Source organism: Halomonas sp. Bachu 37, from assembly GCF_039691755.1.
GTDB lineage: Bacteria > Pseudomonadota > Gammaproteobacteria > Pseudomonadales > Halomonadaceae > Vreelandella > Vreelandella kashgarensis.
On record NZ_CP137552.1, the window covers coordinates 1,508,388 to 1,524,057 of the forward strand.

Here is a 15,670-nt window from a genome sequence, read left to right on the forward strand (position 1 = left end):
TGGCACCTCGATGAAGACACTTTACGCTCGCCACTTGGCCAAGAGTTACAAGCGCCGCCGTGTGGTCAAGGATATTTCCGTGGAGATCGCGCAAGGCAGTGTCGTCGGCCTGCTCGGCCCCAACGGGGCGGGCAAGACCACTTCGTTCTACATGATCGTGGGCCTGGTGAGCGCCGACGCCGGCAGCGTCAGTATCGATGATCACGATATCTCCCACGCCCCCATGCATGAGCGAGCCAAGGCGGGCATCGGCTACCTGCCCCAGGAAGCCTCGATATTTCGCAAGCTTTCGGTGGCGGACAATATCCTGGCGATCCTGGAAACCCGCCGCGACCTCGACTCGAGCGGACGCGAACAGCAGCTCGAAGCGCTGCTCGAGGATTTTCACGTCACCCACATTCGCGACAATCTCGGCATGAGCCTCTCCGGTGGCGAACGACGCCGGGTGGAAATTGCCCGTGCGCTTGCCACAGAGCCCGCTTTCATTCTTCTGGATGAACCATTTGCCGGGGTCGATCCGATCTCCGTCGGCGAAATCAAGACCATTATCCGCGCGCTCAAGGCGCGCGAAATCGGCGTTCTCATAACCGATCACAATGTGCGCGACACATTGGATATCTGTGACACCGCCTATATCGTCGGCGATGGCCAGATCATTGCCAGCGGCCCGCCACAGGGCATACTGGACAACCAACAGGTGCGCGACGTTTACCTGGGCGCCGACTTCAAGCTCTAGACGACTTCATACTCTAGCCGTCTCAAGCGCCAGATGGCATGCTTATTGCCGGTGGCATGCATATTGCAAAAGTTGACTTGCACCTGGTCCTTGCTCGCACTAGGGTTAAGCTTTCCGATTACGCACGCGAGTCCCGCTATGGTCATGAAAGCCTCTCTTCAATTGCGCATGGGCTCCCAGCTGACCATGACGCCGCAATTGCAACAGGCGATCGCGCTGCTGCAATTATCCACTCTCGATCTGCGTCAGGAAATCCAGCAGGCGCTCGATTCCAACCCCCTGCTCGAGCAGGAGGAGGAGTTCAGCGAGCAGGCGGTGGACGAGGCACAGGAAGCCGAGTGGTCCGAGGACATCCCTAACGAACTGGCGCTCGACAGCGACTGGTCGGATACCTACCAGGACATGGTGCCCGCCGCCGGCAGCGGCGAAGGTCCGGATTTCGAGCGTCAGGCCGCCGGCCAGAGTCTGCAGGGGCACCTGCTCTGGCAACTGGCCATGACCGATCTCGACTGGCGCGAACGGCAGATAGCGGAAAGCCTGATCGATGCCATCGATGTCAATGGCTACCTGACCCAGACCTTGTCCGAGCTGCGCGACGGGCTACGCGATCAGGGCCTCGAAGGCATAAGCACTCGAGAGGTGGAAACCATTCTGCTCCGCTTGCAGCAGTTCGAGCCCACCGGCATCTTCGCCCGAGATCTACGCGAATGCCTGATGCTGCAGCTCGCCACCCTGGCCGATGACACCCCCCTGCTCGCCCACGCCCGCCGTTTGGTCCGCCAGTTTCTCGAGGCGCTGGGCAAGAACGACACCCGCCTGCTCAAGCGTCGGCTGGGACTGGACGAGACCCAGCTCGAGGATGTTATCTCGCTGATACGCACCCTGGACCCGCGTCCGGGCAGCGCCTTCAGCGACGCGGACGAAGGCTACGTCGTCCCCGATCTGGTGGTGCGCCACGATGCCCAGGGCTGGCATCTCGACTTGAACCCCGAGGCGCTACCCAGGCTCAGGATTCAGCCCGATTACGCCAGCCTCATCAAGCGCGCCGACAAGAGCCAGGACAATCAATATCTCAAGGAACACCTCCAAGAGGCTCGGTGGCTGATCAAGAGCCTGTCCAGCCGCAACGACACCTTGTTGCGCGTGGGGCGCGAAATCGTCACCCGTCAGCTCGGCTTTCTCGAGCAAGGCGAGGAGGCCATGAAACCCTTGATTCTCGCCGATATCGCCAGCGCCGTGGACATGCACGAATCGACCATTTCGCGCGTCACCACCCAGAAGTTCATTCATACGCCACGCGGGGTCTTCGAGCTCAAGTACTTCTTCTCCAGCCAGATAGGCAGCGCCGACGGCGACAGCCACTCCAGTACCGCCATTCGTGCCCGACTGAAGAAACTGATCCAGGAAGAGCCTCCAGGCAAACCGCTTTCCGACAGCCGGCTGGTCACCCTGCTTGGCGACAGTGGTATTCAGGTGGCTCGCCGTACCGTCGCCAAGTACCGTGAGGCGATGGGAATTCCCTCTTCCAGCGAACGACGCAGGCTACGCTGAAGTAGAGCTCTCGTGGAAATCGAGAAAGTTGTTCGCGGGGCTTTGCTCAGCAGGAAAAAGAGTTACAATCGAAGTACAGTCCGATGGATAAGGAGTACGTCAATGCAAGTCAACATCACAGGTCATCATGTCGAACTCACTGACGCCCTGCGTGACTACGTCGAGGAAAAACTCGCTCGCGTTGAACGCCATTACGACAATATCACTACCGTTCAGGTAACCCTGTCCATCGAAAAAGAGCGTCAGCACGCGGCCTGTACGTTGCACGCGGCCGGTGCCGATCTTCACGCCGAGGCCATGGATTCGGACATGTATGCCGCCATCGATGCACTGGCCGACAAGATCGACCGTCAACTGGTCAAGCATAAGGAAAAAGCACAAGCCCGCGCCCAAGGCGCTGGCGTGCGCTGAGCCAATGATGCTGGAAACCATCCTGCCCCCCGAGCGCGTGCTCTATGATGTGCCCGGGGGAAGCAAGAAACGGGTGCTGGAATTCTTCAGCACCTTTATCGCCCAGAACACCCCCAGTCTCGATAGCCAGGAAGTCTTCAGTCGCTTGATCGGTCGAGAGCGCCTAGGCAGTACCGGGATCGGCAATGGTGTCGCTATCCCCCATGCGCGCAGTCCGCATTGCGATGCCCCCATTGCAGGTTTTCTGAAGCTGGCCGAAGCCATCGATTTCGATGCCGTCGACGGTGAACCCGTGGACCTCATCTTCGTGCTGCTGGTCCCGGAAGAGGCGGATGATACTCACCTTGCCCTGCTAGGCCAGGTGGCGACCATCATGAATGACGGCGACACCCGTGTCCGGTTGCGCAAAAGCACCAGTCAACGTGAGCTGCTGGAGTTGCTGAGAGACAAGATCAGGCAGCAGAGCTCCAGTTAGTTCGGCACCGTTCAGCTTCTGGCGTGCTTCTGTCAAATTACGCTTTCGATACGATTCTGCCTCCGTTACCGGACGGCCCTCGATAGAGGCTTACTTGCAAACCTCTCGCCTATTTCGCCTTGAAGAATGGCTGCAACCTGCACGGTAATAGCTAAAATACGGTGCGGAAGGAGATTCGTCATGCAACTCGTGATTATCAGCGGTCGCTCGGGATCGGGAAAGTCCATTGCCCTGCAGGCATTGGAGGATCTCGGCTATTACGCTATCGACAACCTTCCCGCCATGCTTCTGGATTCATTGATAGAGGAGCTCGGTGAGGGCGGCAATCGCAGCCATCTGGCGGTAAGCGTCGACGCGCGTAATCTTCCCCATGCCTTGAAGCGTTTTCCCAGCCTGCTGCAGGAGCTCAAGCGTCGACATATCGATTGCCAGCTCATCTACATGACAACCGATGCGCGCATCTTGCTGGAACGATACTCGGCCACCCGGCGTCGTCATCCGCTGACTCGCGATAGCGAAATGACCCTGGAAGAAGCGATAGCCCACGAGGAAGAGGCGCTGAGCGAGATACGCGATCTTTCCGATCTGATGATCGATACCTCGCGGCTATCGGTTCACGATCTGCGGCGTCGCATTACCGACCAGGTTTCCCATCATCAGCGCGATCAGTTGACGCTGACTTTCGAGTCGTTCGGTTACAAGCGAGGCATCCCGCTGGATGCCGATCTCGTCTTCGATGGACGTTGCCTGCCCAACCCCTACTGGGACCCCAACCTACGCGGTGCCACCGGTCGCGATGCATCCATCGCCGCCTTTCTGGAAGGCTATCCCTTGGTGGAGGAGATGCTGACCGATATCCAGGCCTGGCTGGAACGCTGGCTGCCCGCCTATCAAAGCAGCCAACGCAGCTACCTGACCGTCGCCATCGGCTGTACCGGCGGCCAGCACCGCTCCGTCTACCTTGTCGAGCAGCTGGCCGCCAGGCTGGTAGGCAATTTCGGCCAGATCAGCCTGCGTCATCGCGAGCTGGGGTTGCAGCACACTCTCACGAATACAACTCAAATTGCCACCAGTTCAAGTGCAAGCAATGGCGACCCGGCGGCATTCACCTGCGAACAGGACTGACCCGATTCGACCTCACCGTGCCACAAGGATTGTCGGATACGCGAAGCCATGGGAAAGGCGGATAGACAAGGATAGATAGACAAGGGATAAAAGGTGCCTGAACGCAAATTGACTCTCATCAACCGACGCGGCCTGCATGCCCGAGCCGCCACCAAACTGGTGCAATGCACGCAAGGCTTCAAGGCCCGCGTGAGCGTACGCAAGGGCGAGATGGAAGCCGATGCCGCCAATATCATGGCATTGTTGATGCTGGCGGCTCCCTGCGGCACGGAACTCACCGTGCAGGCGGAAGGTGAAGATGCCGACCAGGCCCTGGAGGCAGTCCAGACCCTGGTCGAGTCTCGCTTCGATGAAGACGCCTGAACCCGCTCGAAAGCCTGAAATTGTTCAGTCTTCCCCTCCAGCCACCGTCATTTCATCGATCAACCAGCTGCCGGTATGGATACTTCCCCGGGTATCAGTGTCATCGCCGATCGCTACCAGTCCCTTGAACATCGACTGCAAGGTACTGGCAATCGTGAACTCTTCCACCGGGTACTGAACTTCACCGTTTTCCACCCAGAAACCGGCGGCACCCCGAGAGTAGTCGCCAGTCACGCTATTAACTCCCTGGCCCATCAGTTCCGTTACCCAGATGCCGCTTCCCATCTGCTTGAGCAGGCTTGCGCGTGACTCCAGGGGAACCTGCAAGCGCAGGTTGCGAGCGCCCCCGGCATTGGCGGTGGTCTCCATGCCCAAGCGCCTGGCGCTATAGGAGGAGAGCATATAGCTTGCCAACCTACCTTGTTCGATAAAACGGTTATTGCGCGTCTGTACCCCCTCGTTGTCGAACGGGCTACTGGCCATGGCGCCCGGCTCCATCGGCCGCTCTTCCAGATTGAACCACTGCGGAAAGACGCTATCTCCCAGTCGGTCGCACAAGAAAGACGCTTGTCGGTAGATGGCACCACCCGCGATGGCTCCCATCAAGTGGCCGATCAAGCCGCTCGCCAGGCTGGGGTCGAACAATATCGGGAAACGCCCGGTCGCGGGGCGCCGAGCACCCAGTCGACGTAGCGTGCGCTGGGCCGCCTGTCGTCCCACTGCGTCGGGCTTCTGCAACAAGCTCGGGTCACGCGCCGAGGTGTATTCATAGTCGCGCTGCATTCCGGCGCCGTCTTCGGCGATCAGCATACAGGAAAGCGAATGGCGACTGCCGCGCTGACTGCCGATGAAGCCGTGGCTATTGGCGTAGACGCGCACGCCTTCTCCCGTCGACAGCGACGCACCCTCCGATTGAGTGATGCCCTCGACGTGGCGGCCGGCGTTTTCGCAGGCCAGGGCCAATTCAATGGCTTCGTCCGTGGTCAACGCCCAGGGATGATGAACTTTCAGATCGGGTAATTCGCGCGCCATCAGGTGGGCATCCGCCAGCCCCGCCATGGGATCCTCGCCGGTGTAGTGCGCGATGGCGATCGCCTTTTCCACCGCCGCCCGTATCGAGTCTTCTCCCGCATCGGTCGAAGAGGCGCTGCCCTTGCGTTGGCCCAGGTAAACCGTCACGGCAATGCCTTGATCGCGGGAAAGCTCGACCGTTTCCACTTCACCCTGGCGCACGCTGACGCCCACGCCCTGGTCCACGCTTGCGCCGACTTCGCAGGCATCCGCGCCCAGCTGCCTTGCCAGCGACAACGCTTGAGCGGCACGGCTTTCCAGAAGTTCCTGCTGCGCTTGCGCATCAAACGCTTGGGTCATGTTTTTCTCCTTCCATTGCCGGGATTGCCCGGCGGATGAATGATGTCGCTTGCGGCCTGATATACTGCCGGTACCTGAAAACGTCAATGAGCCACACCATGCCTAAACAACGTCCCGAGCCCATCGAATCCGATGCCCTTGACGAACGACCCAGCAAATCGCAACTGAAGCGGGAAATGCACGCGCTCCAGGCACTCGGCGAAACCCTGATCGCCATGAAGCCCGCCGAACTTGCCCGCTTCCCCCTATCCGATGACATGCTGCGCGCCATAGAGGAAACGTCACGTATCCGCTCTCACGAGGGTCGCAGGCGCCATATGCAATACGTCGGCAAGCTGATCCGCAAGGAGGACCTGGTCGCCATCCAGGCGGTCTTCGATGCCATCGAGCAGGAAAAACATCAGCGTGACCATGCCTTTCACCGTCTGGAAAAGTGGCGCGACCGCCTGATCGAAGAAGGCGACCAGGGCGTCGAAGCGTTCATGGCCGATTATCCCGATGCCGATCGTCAAGCCCTGCGCCAGTTGGCGCGTAATGCTCGCCGCGAGCGCGATCAGAACAAGCCGCCCACCGCTTCACGCAAGCTGTTCAAGCATCTACGCGATACGGCAGCGTTGTAAGCTCTGATCACGCACGCTTCACTCCGACCACATGCCCGAGCGGTTACGATTGTGTGCCACCCACGGTCAGCTCATCCAGTTTCAAGGTGGGCTGGCCGACCCCCACCGGCACGCCTTGTCCTTCCTTGCCGCACACGCCGATTCCCGTATCCAGCTCCATGTCGTGACCGATCATCGAGACTCGCCCCATGGCCTCGGGCCCATTGCCGATCAGTGTAGCGCCCTTGACCGGGGCGGTAATTCTACCGTCCTCGATCATGTAGGCTTCGCTGGCGGAAAAGACGAACTTGCCCGAGGTGATATCGACCTGGCCGCCACCGAAGCTGACTGCGTAGATGCCTCGCTTCACGCTGCGAATGATGTCCTGCGGGTCGTCCTGCCCCGCCAGCATGTAGGTATTGGTCATGCGCGGCATGGGCAGGTGCGCGTAGGATTCGCGACGAGCATTGCCGGTTGCCGCCATGCCCATCAAGCGGGCGTTGAGCTTGTCCTGCATGTAGCCGGTAAGGATCCCGTCCTCGATCAACGGGGTGTACTGCCCGGGCGTGCCTTCGTCATCCACGCTCAACGAACCACGCAGGCCATCGAGGGTGGAGTCGTCGACCACGGTGACACCCTTGGCCGCCACGCGCTGTCCCATGCGACCGGCGAACGCCGAACTCCCCTTGCGATTGAAGTCTCCTTCCAGTCCGTGCCCCACCGCTTCATGCAGAAGAATGCCCGGCCACCCCGGCCCCAGCACTACCGGCATCCGTCCCGCCGGGGCATCGATGGCATCGAGGTTGACCAGGGCCTGCCGAACCGCCTCCCGGGCGTAACGCTCGGCGACGTTATCGTCACGCAGGCGGGCCATGGAGAAACGCCCGCCGCCACCGGCACTGCCGCGCTCGCGTCGATCGCCCTTGACCGCAATGACGCTCACATTGAAACGCACCAGTGGGCGAATATCCGCTGCCAGGGTGCCATCGCTACCGCGCACCAGGACGACTTCATAGGAACCGCTAAGCGATGCACTCACCTGACTGATGCTCGGGTCCAAGCTCCGCGCCACACGGTCGGCCAGTTTCAGCATGGCGACCTTCTCTTCGGCACCCAGGCCGGAAACGGGATCATCGCTGGCATAGCGCTGTGTGACGGCGACCGGGCTCACGCCTTGGCCACTCAGACGCGCTCCACTACGGACGATACCGGCAGCAGTACGTCCGGTATCGACCAGAGCATCGGCGGTTATCTGGTTGGAGTAGGCAAAGCCGGTCTTCTCGCCGGAAAGCGCACGGACACCGACACCACCATCAATGTTGTAACTGGCTTCCTTCACTTCGCCGTCTTCCAGCATCCAGCCTTCCTGCCAGCTGCGCTGGAAGTAGAGATCGGCATAATCCACCCCCTTTCCCAGTGCATGAGACAACCCCGTGTCAAGCGCATCGAGATCCAGCCCTCCCGGCGTCAACAATGTCGTAACGGCGGTATCCAGCATGGCAGTCTGTTGTGTCATTCGGCACCTTCCAGGGTGATTTGCGGGTCGGCCCAGGGGCCGCGTACGCGATAGTGAATTCGTGTCGCCCGCTCGATGGCGTCACCAAACAGGGTATGAGCGATAAACAGGGCACCGCCCACCACGGGCGCTCCCGCCGCAAGAGCGGCCAGAGGTAAACTTTGGCTGACCGGTAGTATGACGCCCAAACGCAGAGCCAGTTCCCGGCGAATCAGGTTCGCGCTGCCGTCGAGAGTGAAAGTCGTTACCGGCGCTTCGATCTCGACCGGGCCTCGTGTGGTCAAGCTGCCATCACGAATATCGGCAGCACCGCGCACATGATTGAACGCCATGCCTTCGCCGGTGAGATCGGAAAAACCCAGCCGCAAACGGCGTAAAAGATATTCGAAATTGAGCAGGCCGATCAGCCGAGCGGGAGTGGACTCGAAGGCCAGGAAGCGGCCGTCTTGAAGATCCATCTCCAACGCCCCATCGGCGCGGCGAAGATCGAACTGCCAGGGCGCACCGGGCCACTCCAGGCGCGACGCGATGGAAGCACTGCCGCTGCGCAACGCTACAGGCTGGCCCAGCCGCTCCAGGGTGGTACCGATGTCGCGGCCTTGCAAGGTCAGATCGGCAAAGGTACGACTGCTCGCCCCCTGGCGCACCCACTGCAATTCGCCGCGAGCCGATGTCTGACCTAGGGTCAAGCCGACCGGGGCGAGAGAGAAGCGATCATCGCGTGTCTCCCAGAAGGCTGTCATCGGCCCAAATTGCTGGTCGTTGACGATCACATCAGCCAGCCTGAAGCGACCATCCGGTACTGCGCCCAACCAGTCGGGCATGGGCCTCGGCTCTTCCAGACGGGTTTCGATCTCTTCAGTCCAGGAGAGTGTCGGGTGCCGAGAGGGCTGCGGGGTGGTGTCCCTTGCATCGCTCTTTTCGCGGAAAGCCAGCAGCAGATCCAGATTCATATGGCTCAAGGCGATATCCAGCGGATGCTCCGCCTGGGGATCGTAGTTCACCAGTCCCCTGACCAGCGTGCCACCCACGTTGAAGTCGATGCTGGACGACTCCACACGCCCTTCGGCGCTGAGCTCCCCTAGGCATTTTCCCTGGAAGGAGACGCAGTGGGTCTGCAAGTTCACTTGCCAGGGATTGCTGACTCCCTCCCATCCCCCTTGCTCCGCTCCCGGATCGGTGCCGCCCTGGAAGCGCTGGGCAACGTCATACCAGGCGACCGGGTCCACGCTGGGAACATCAGCGTCGATTTCCCAGCCCGGTTGCTGAGGCCAGCCCGTGGCGGGCAGCGCTTCCCCCAGCCAGACGCGGCCGGCCAAGGCATTGTCTATCGTTAGGCTGCGAACATGCGCCACGTTGGCCAGTTGGCTCTCCCATCGTCCCTGCTCCAACTGAGCATCCATTCGCCATGGCCAGGCAATATTCCGGGGCTTTGTTAACGGAGCGGGCATTGCCAATTCCAGGCCGACGAGTGAGCTCTGAAGCTGCAAGCGCGGGCGGGGCGTCAGCGCCAGCCGCCCCTGCCAGTCGAATGCCCCCGTCGCCACTTCCTGCGATTGATTGCCCGTCAGGCCCGCCCAGGTCAATAGCGGGCCGGCATGAGCCCTCCCCGTAAAATCAATGCCATGGTTCAATGTATCGATATCCGCCGCGACCTTGCCGCCCAACAGGCGACCCTCGGCGTAACCGCTGAGCCCTCCCTTCTCACCTCGCTGACGCCAGGCAAGATCGCTTTTCACCTCGCTGATGGCAAGCCCCAGAGGGCGATAGGCGAGTTCGGAAAATCGCCCTGTCGTATCAATTTCCAGCAGTAGAGACTCCGGCGCATCGAGCCGCGTCTCCAGGGCTAGTTGCCCCTCCACCCGGCCTTTGCCCTGCCAATCCTGCAGCATCTCGATGCCATCCAGGGGAGCGGCCTGCAAGAAAGACTTGAGTGCCGTCGTCTCAGCCTCGAGCTCTCCCGCAACCGCCAGCAAGCCATCTTCGAGTAACACCTCGGCATTCTGGGCCAGGACTCCATGGCTGTGGGCTTTTTCGACCACAGCTTCGAGGCGCTGGTTGACCAGTTTCATTCGACCGCTCACCCCATCAAGCAGGGGCCAGTCTTCGGCAATGGGCAGATGCCCGTCGACGATGCTCAACATCAGCTCCAGGTCGGTATCCTCCGCCTCGGCTCCTTCGAACAGCGGCCGGCTCAGCTTCAAGGAACCCTCTTCCACATAGCCGCCGACGTCATTCAGCAGCCAGTCGCGCAATCCTTCGTCAAACAACACCAGGGGCAACCACTGCTCCAGCGGCCGCTCCAGCGCATCTACGTCGGTAAAGGCGATGTCGAGACCGAAATGGCCCCGCTCCTTTCCCGTGACCAGGCCGAAGCCGCCCTGCAATTGCGCGCCATCCCACGCGATGCGCAGATCCTTGCCACTGACCAGGCTGGCGGGGCCATCATAGACCCACTGCACTTCGCCCCGTGCCTGTTCCAATACCATGGGATTGATGAAAACTTTGGGAAAAGAAAGCGTGGTGATACCGCTACTATTGAAAAGCACTCGTCCTCGCTCATCACGTGCTTCCACCCAAGCATCCAGCGGCCCACCGCCTGGCGCCTGCTCCCAGGGCGATACTTCGAGTCGTTTCACCGCTGCCTGGGCGGTCCATTCGTCGTCATGGCGCCCCAGACTCAACCCCGTTACCTGGCCACGCGGCGCCAAACTCGACAATACCCGGGACAACGATTCAGGCAAGGGAACATAGTCACGCCAGGCAGCGAGTGAAGCCAGCTCGAATTCGCTTGTGCGAATCTGCCACCCTTGGGCGCCATGGGACAGATACCATTGCTTGGGCAAGGCCGGGCCCTCTTTCTCTCCAACGCCAACCGGCCGGGCCCAGCTGGCGCTATCGGCATCCGCTTGTAGCCACGCCTCTCCTCCCACCTCGGTACGCAGCCACTGCGCCTGTGCGTGAATATCCTGCAAAACTGCACGATGCGTCTGGTGGCGTATCGCCAGTATGGGCACGTCCATATCGACACGGGAATCCGCCAAGGCTCCATCCTCCCACCGCCCCCATAGGCGCAAGTCACCCTCTACGTGCTCCAGTTGCGGCACTTGCTCCGGACGCAGCATTTCCATCAGGACTAGAAAATTGTCCAATTGCAGGTCCGCCTGCAAGGCGGCGGAGAAGTCACTGAAGCCGCGTCGCCCCGGCTGAACATCCACGGACATATGCATCAATGGCTGCGACTTTGTTTCTTGTGCAGGGGAGCCTCGATGGGTGATTTCCAGCTGACCTTCAAGACGGGTATGGCGCTCGTCCCCGGTCATCAGCAAGTCGGGAGCAGTCAGAGTGACTTGCTGCTCGAGGCCATGCAGCATCAAGCGGCTGTTTTCTACCCACAGCCGCTGACGCAAGATCAGGCCCGCCCAACGATCCAGGCGCGCCATGTCCACTTCGGTATCGGTATTGAAGTCGACAGGGAGCCCGGCGGCTCCCGGCCAGTGCCAGCGGGATGCGTCATCCTGATACAGGTGAAGCGACAGTCCATCCAGCCGGGCATCATTGAATACCGGCGACCAGGCGGCAATCGAATCCCAGGTGTCCAGCCGTAGACGGAGCTTGTCCAGGGCCAGCAGAGCCTCGCCCTCTCGCGTCTGCACCTTGAAGTCGACGATTTCCAGCAGCGGATCATTGCGTGCGAAGGAGAGGGAGAGCGAGCCAATTTCCACGGGCGCCCCGATACGCGCCTCTAGCATCGCTTCGATTCGCGGGGTCAATGCCTCCGCCTGGCTCATCACCAAGCGCAACAACAGAAGCACAGCCGCCAGGCTGCCGAGCAGTACTGCCAGGAAGGTCAAGACCCAACGAAGCCCCAGGCGCATCCTGCTCATGGCGTTACATCAGCACGATATCGTAAAGCTCTTGCGAATAGTGCTGCTCCACCTGGAAACGAATGGTCTTGCCGATGAACATCTCGAGATCGGCAACCGCCGCCGACTCTTCGTCGAGCAGGCGGTCCACGACGGGCTGCGAGGCCAGCACCATGTAGGTCTCGGCGCTGTAGGCGCGCTCTTCGCGCAATATCTCCCGAAAGATCTCGTAACATATCGTTTCCGGTGTCTTCAGCGTGCCGCGCCCCGCGCAGGTCGGGCAGGCTTCGCACAGCGTCTGCTCGAGACTTTCCCGAGTTCGCTTACGCGTCAGTTGTACCAAACCCAACTCGGTGACCCCGGTACACTTGGTCTTGGCATGATCGCGTTCGAGTGCTTTTTCCAGCACCCTCAGTACCTGCCGCTGATGTTCGGTATCTTCCATATCGATGAAATCGATAATGATGATGCCGCCCAAGTTACGCAGGCGCAGCTGCCGCGCAATCGCGGTGGCGGCTTCCAGGTTGGTCTTGAAGATGGTCTCTTCGAGATTGCGATGACCGACATAGCCACCGGTATTGACATCGATCGTCGTCATCGCCTCGGTCGGATCGATCACAAGGTAGCCGCCCGACTTGAGCTGCACCTTGCGTCCCAGAGCCTTTTGGATCTCGTCCTCGACACTGTATAGATCAAAGATGGGACGTTCACCGGGATAGTATTCGATACGGTCCACCGCCGCGGGCATGAACTCCTCGGCGAATTCCACCAGCTTGAGAAAGTTCTCCCGGGAATCGATGCGGACTTTCTCGATCTCGTCACGCATGAAATCGCGCAAGGTACGCATGAACAACGGCAGGTCGTCGTAGATGACGGAGGGAGAACTCGCTGTGATCTTGCGTTCGCTGACCTTGCGCCACAGACGCAGCAGGAAATGCATGTCGCCACTAAGCTCTTCCTTACCCACCCCTTCGGCCGCGGTTCGAACGATAAACCCGCCGTGAATCTCCAGGGTCTGCTCGGCGGCGCTCGTTTCCAGCAACTCGCGCAGGCGTTCACGCTCCTGCTCGTCCTCGATGCGCTGGGAGACGCCGTGATGTGGCGAGTCAGGCATGTACACCAGATAACGCGAGGGTATCGAGAGATGAGTCGTGAGTCGGGCGCCCTTGGAAGCGATGGGGTCCTTGGTCACTTGCACGACCAACGCCTGGCCTTCATGCAATAGCTGGCCGATGGTGAGCTGCTCCTCCGCGGGGGTACCGGATGGCATGACTTCATGGGCATGAATGAAAGCCGCCCGCTCCAGGCCGATATCGACAAATGCCGCCTGCATGCCGGGAAGAACCCGTACCACCTTGCCCTTGTAGATATTGCCCACGATGCCGCGACGGCGAGAACGCTCAATCAGCGCTTCCTGCAGGACACCGTTTTCAACGACCGCCACGCGGGTCTCCATCGGTGTCAGATTGATGAGTACTTCGCCGCTCATGCAGGGTTCCTTGTCATTTAGTTAGAATGGCCGACTTTTCAGGCAAGGCCTGATCAGGCAAAAACTATTTCAGGCAGAAACTAAGTGTCATCCAGAAGATCAGGGGTCCAGATACCGCTCCACAGCGGCACGTCGTGCTGGCGCAGCAATTCGGCGGTTTCGTATAACGGCAAGCCCACCACGGCGGAGTAACTTCCAACGATTCGCTTGATGAAAACGGCTGCCAGCCCCTGAATAGCATATCCTCCGGCCTTGCCCTCGGGTTCACCGGTGCCCCAGTATGCCGCAATTTCCCTGTCGCTCAGATCACGCATTTCCACCTGGGTGGTGACGCAGGCATAGAAATCTCCCCGTGAGCCGTGAACCGCCACGCCGGTCAGCACTTCATGGGTGCGCCCGGAAAGCGCCCTCAGCATCACGGCGGCGTGAGCCGCATCGCGGGGCTTTCCCAGTATCTCACCGTCGAGCACGATGGCCGTGTCCGAGCCGAGTGTGGGCAAGTCGACATGTCTGGCCGCGTCAGCCTTGGCTCTGGCCAGCCGCGTCACATATCCGGTGGGTAGCTCGCCGGACGCGGGGGTTTCGTCTATATCGCAAGATTGCACCACCACTTTCACCCCGATCGACTCCAGCAGCATGCGCCGTCGAGGCGATGCCGAGGCCAGACATAACGTCGGGGAGGAAACAGTTGGGAAAGATAACATACCGTGTATCCTCAAGGCCGTGCCAGACGTTGCTCCAGCGCCTTGAACATCGTCGCCAGCCACGGCCACAGAGCGGCACTGATCAGCGACGGGATAAGAAAGGCCAGATGAATGGAAAAATCGCCGATCATCGTCCTCAACCATTGCTCGACCAATTGCACGATACCCAGCAACACCCATACTAGTGCCGCTTGCTGGAGCAGGGAGTAGGCGCGAAACCGCGGATACACCAGGGCGCAAAGGAACGCCAGAAGCGACAACGTCAAGGCATTCTGACCCAGAGCCGTTCCATTGATCAGGTCCAGCAGAATCCCCAGCACGAACCCGTGGAAGACGCCGACCTGTTCCGGGGTACGCATGCACCAGTAGATCAACATGAGTCCCAGCCAGTCAGGACGCCATACCTGCCAGCCATCCGCCAGCGGCATCACCTGCAGGCACAAGGCCAGCAACAAGCTGAACCAGATCGCCAGCAACGGTATCAAGGGGGTACGGGCCATCAGCGTGCCTCCGAGCCGGTCGATTCTGCGTCCACGGGTGGTGGCGCCAGCCGCTCCGCCGCCTCGATCGCTTCCGATGAAAGAACGTGGGGCAACGCCTCGTCCCATACGGGATTTCGCAACCCCTCACGCCGTGGCGGAAACAGCAGCAGGAAATGTCGTGACCGTTGCAGCTTGGCCATGGGAGCCGCCGTCACCTGGGCAAACGGCCGGCCGGGATCGTGATACACCTCGGTCACCCGAGCGACCGGATAGCCCGTCGGGAAGCGTCCCGCCATTCCCGATGTGGTGAGCAGATCGCCTTCGCGAATATCCGCTGTATCGGGAACGTGAAGTACGTTCAAGGCGCCGTAACGCCCGCTACCCTGAACGATAAAGCGCAAGCCGTTGCGGTTGATCTGGACCGGCAAGGCATGGCTGGCATCGGTCAACAACAATACGCGACTGGAGTAGGCGGAAATTGCCGTGACCTGGCCCACCAGGCCCGAGGCATCCAGGACCGGCTGGCCGACGTAGGCGCCATTGCGGCGTCCGCGGTCGATCACCATTTGATGGCTAAAGGGATCATTGTCCAGCGACAGGAGTTCGGCGGTCATGTAAGGCAGGTCATCGCGTTGCGCCGCGCCCAGCAGCTCCCTCAGGCGGACATTTTCCGCCGTCAGGTTGGCCATGCGCTGGGCACGGTGGGAAAGCGTGAGGATCTGTTCACGCAGGCGCTGGTTCTCCTCGGCAAGCGTGCGTTGGTCCGACAAGGCCAGTGTGCCCCAGTTGAGAATATCGCTAGGGACACTCACCACCCACTGAATGGGGGCCACCACCATGGTCAACTGGGCGCGCACACTTTCCATGCGGGTAAAACGCTGGTCGACAAACATCAGCGCGCTCGCCGCCAAGACACAGAAAAACAACCGGTAGCCAGGCAAGGGTCCGTGCGAGAACAGCGGTTTGATAGGCAAATCCCCCG

The 15,670-nt window shown here is 60.5% G+C and carries 14 protein-coding genes; 7 read left to right on the plus strand and 7 right to left on the minus strand.

Features of this window, described 5'->3' with window-relative positions:
* The first annotated feature begins 10 nt into the window (after positions 1–10).
* The 6 genes from lptB (at position 11) to R5M92_RS06990 (ending at position 4,661) form a co-directional block, all read left to right on the plus strand.
* Positions 11–736, plus strand: coding sequence for an LPS export ABC transporter ATP-binding protein (gene lptB, locus R5M92_RS06965; protein ID WP_346798897.1), 726 nt, complete (start codon positions 11–13; stop codon positions 734–736).
* Between the two features lie 138 nt (positions 737–874).
* Complete coding sequence (locus R5M92_RS06970; protein WP_346798899.1) at positions 875–2,287, plus strand: RNA polymerase factor sigma-54; 1,413 nt, start codon at positions 875–877, stop codon at positions 2,285–2,287.
* Between the two features lie 102 nt (positions 2,288–2,389).
* Positions 2,390–2,698 (plus strand): ribosome hibernation-promoting factor, HPF/YfiA family, encoded by a 309-nt coding sequence (gene hpf / locus R5M92_RS06975; protein ID WP_346798901.1) that lies wholly within the window; start codon positions 2,390–2,392, stop codon positions 2,696–2,698.
* Positions 2,699–2,702: 4 nt separating this feature from the next.
* Positions 2,703–3,173, plus strand: coding sequence for a PTS sugar transporter subunit IIA (locus R5M92_RS06980; RefSeq protein WP_346798902.1), 471 nt, complete (start codon positions 2,703–2,705; stop codon positions 3,171–3,173).
* A 180-nt stretch (positions 3,174–3,353) separates the two neighbouring features.
* Complete coding sequence (gene rapZ, locus R5M92_RS06985; RefSeq protein WP_346798904.1) at positions 3,354–4,298, plus strand: RNase adapter RapZ; 945 nt, start codon at positions 3,354–3,356, stop codon at positions 4,296–4,298.
* Positions 4,299–4,391: 93 nt separating this feature from the next.
* Positions 4,392–4,661, plus strand: coding sequence for an HPr family phosphocarrier protein (locus tag R5M92_RS06990; protein WP_346798905.1), 270 nt, complete (start codon positions 4,392–4,394; stop codon positions 4,659–4,661).
* Between the two features lie 24 nt (positions 4,662–4,685).
* Here the strand turns inward: R5M92_RS06990 and pmbA are convergent, their stop codons facing one another.
* A complete protein-coding gene (gene pmbA, locus R5M92_RS06995; RefSeq protein ID WP_346798907.1) occupies positions 4,686–6,032 on the minus strand; it encodes a metalloprotease PmbA in 1,347 nt (448 codons plus the stop codon).
* Positions 6,033–6,130: 98 nt separating this feature from the next.
* Between pmbA and yjgA the strand changes: the two genes are divergently transcribed.
* On the plus strand, positions 6,131–6,652 hold the full coding sequence (yjgA, locus tag R5M92_RS07000) for a ribosome biogenesis factor YjgA (RefSeq protein ID WP_346798909.1): 522 nt from the start codon (positions 6,131–6,133) through the stop codon (positions 6,650–6,652).
* A 43-nt stretch (positions 6,653–6,695) separates the two neighbouring features.
* Here the strand turns inward: yjgA and tldD are convergent, their stop codons facing one another.
* The 6 genes from tldD to mreC all read right to left on the minus strand — a co-directional run bounded on the left by tldD (position 6,696) and on the right by mreC (position 15,662).
* Entirely contained in the window at positions 6,696–8,147 is a 1,452-nt protein-coding gene (tldD, locus tag R5M92_RS07005) for a metalloprotease TldD (RefSeq protein WP_346798910.1), read from the minus strand.
* Entirely contained in the window at positions 8,144–12,034 is a 3,891-nt protein-coding gene (locus tag R5M92_RS07010; protein WP_346798912.1) for a YhdP family protein, read from the minus strand. The genes tldD and R5M92_RS07010 overlap by 4 nt, the downstream gene beginning before the upstream one ends.
* A 4-nt stretch (positions 12,035–12,038) precedes the next feature.
* A complete protein-coding gene (gene rng / locus R5M92_RS07015) occupies positions 12,039–13,502 on the minus strand; it encodes a ribonuclease G (RefSeq protein ID WP_346798913.1) in 1,464 nt (487 codons plus the stop codon).
* Between the two features lie 80 nt (positions 13,503–13,582).
* Entirely contained in the window at positions 13,583–14,206 is a 624-nt protein-coding gene (locus tag R5M92_RS07020) for a Maf family protein (RefSeq protein WP_346798914.1), read from the minus strand.
* 11 nt (positions 14,207–14,217) lie between these two features.
* Positions 14,218–14,706, minus strand: a complete 489-nt coding sequence (mreD, locus tag R5M92_RS07025; RefSeq protein ID WP_346798916.1) for a rod shape-determining protein MreD — start codon at positions 14,704–14,706, stop codon at positions 14,218–14,220.
* Entirely contained in the window at positions 14,706–15,662 is a 957-nt protein-coding gene (gene mreC, locus R5M92_RS07030; protein ID WP_346798918.1) for a rod shape-determining protein MreC, read from the minus strand. The genes mreD and mreC overlap by 1 nt, the downstream gene beginning before the upstream one ends.
* Positions 15,663–15,670 lie beyond the last annotated feature (8 nt).

Bases quoted from the DNA above. Each gene is read 5' to 3' on its own strand.
- rapZ (WP_346798904.1), top strand. From the start codon at position 3,354: ATGCAACTCGTGATTATCAGCGGTCGCTCGGGATCGGGAAAGTCCATT.
- yjgA (WP_346798909.1), top strand. From the start codon at position 6,131: ATGCCTAAACAACGTCCCGAGCCCATCGAATCCGATGCCCTTGACGAA.
- R5M92_RS07010 (WP_346798912.1), bottom strand. From the start codon at position 12,034: ATGAGCAGGATGCGCCTGGGGCTTCGTTGGGTCTTGACCTTCCTGGCA.
- tldD (WP_346798910.1), bottom strand. From the start codon at position 8,147: ATGACACAACAGACTGCCATGCTGGATACCGCCGTTACGACATTGTTG.
- R5M92_RS07020 (WP_346798914.1), bottom strand. From the start codon at position 14,206: ATGTTATCTTTCCCAACTGTTTCCTCCCCGACGTTATGTCTGGCCTCG.
- hpf (WP_346798901.1), top strand. From the start codon at position 2,390: ATGCAAGTCAACATCACAGGTCATCATGTCGAACTCACTGACGCCCTG.
- rng (WP_346798913.1), bottom strand. From the start codon at position 13,502: ATGAGCGGCGAAGTACTCATCAATCTGACACCGATGGAGACCCGCGTG.
- R5M92_RS06970 (WP_346798899.1), top strand. From the start codon at position 875: ATGGTCATGAAAGCCTCTCTTCAATTGCGCATGGGCTCCCAGCTGACC.
- lptB (WP_346798897.1), top strand. From the start codon at position 11: ATGAAGACACTTTACGCTCGCCACTTGGCCAAGAGTTACAAGCGCCGC.
- mreD (WP_346798916.1), bottom strand. From the start codon at position 14,706: ATGGCCCGTACCCCCTTGATACCGTTGCTGGCGATCTGGTTCAGCTTG.
- R5M92_RS06980 (WP_346798902.1), top strand. From the start codon at position 2,703: ATGATGCTGGAAACCATCCTGCCCCCCGAGCGCGTGCTCTATGATGTG.
- pmbA (WP_346798907.1), bottom strand. From the start codon at position 6,032: ATGACCCAAGCGTTTGATGCGCAAGCGCAGCAGGAACTTCTGGAAAGC.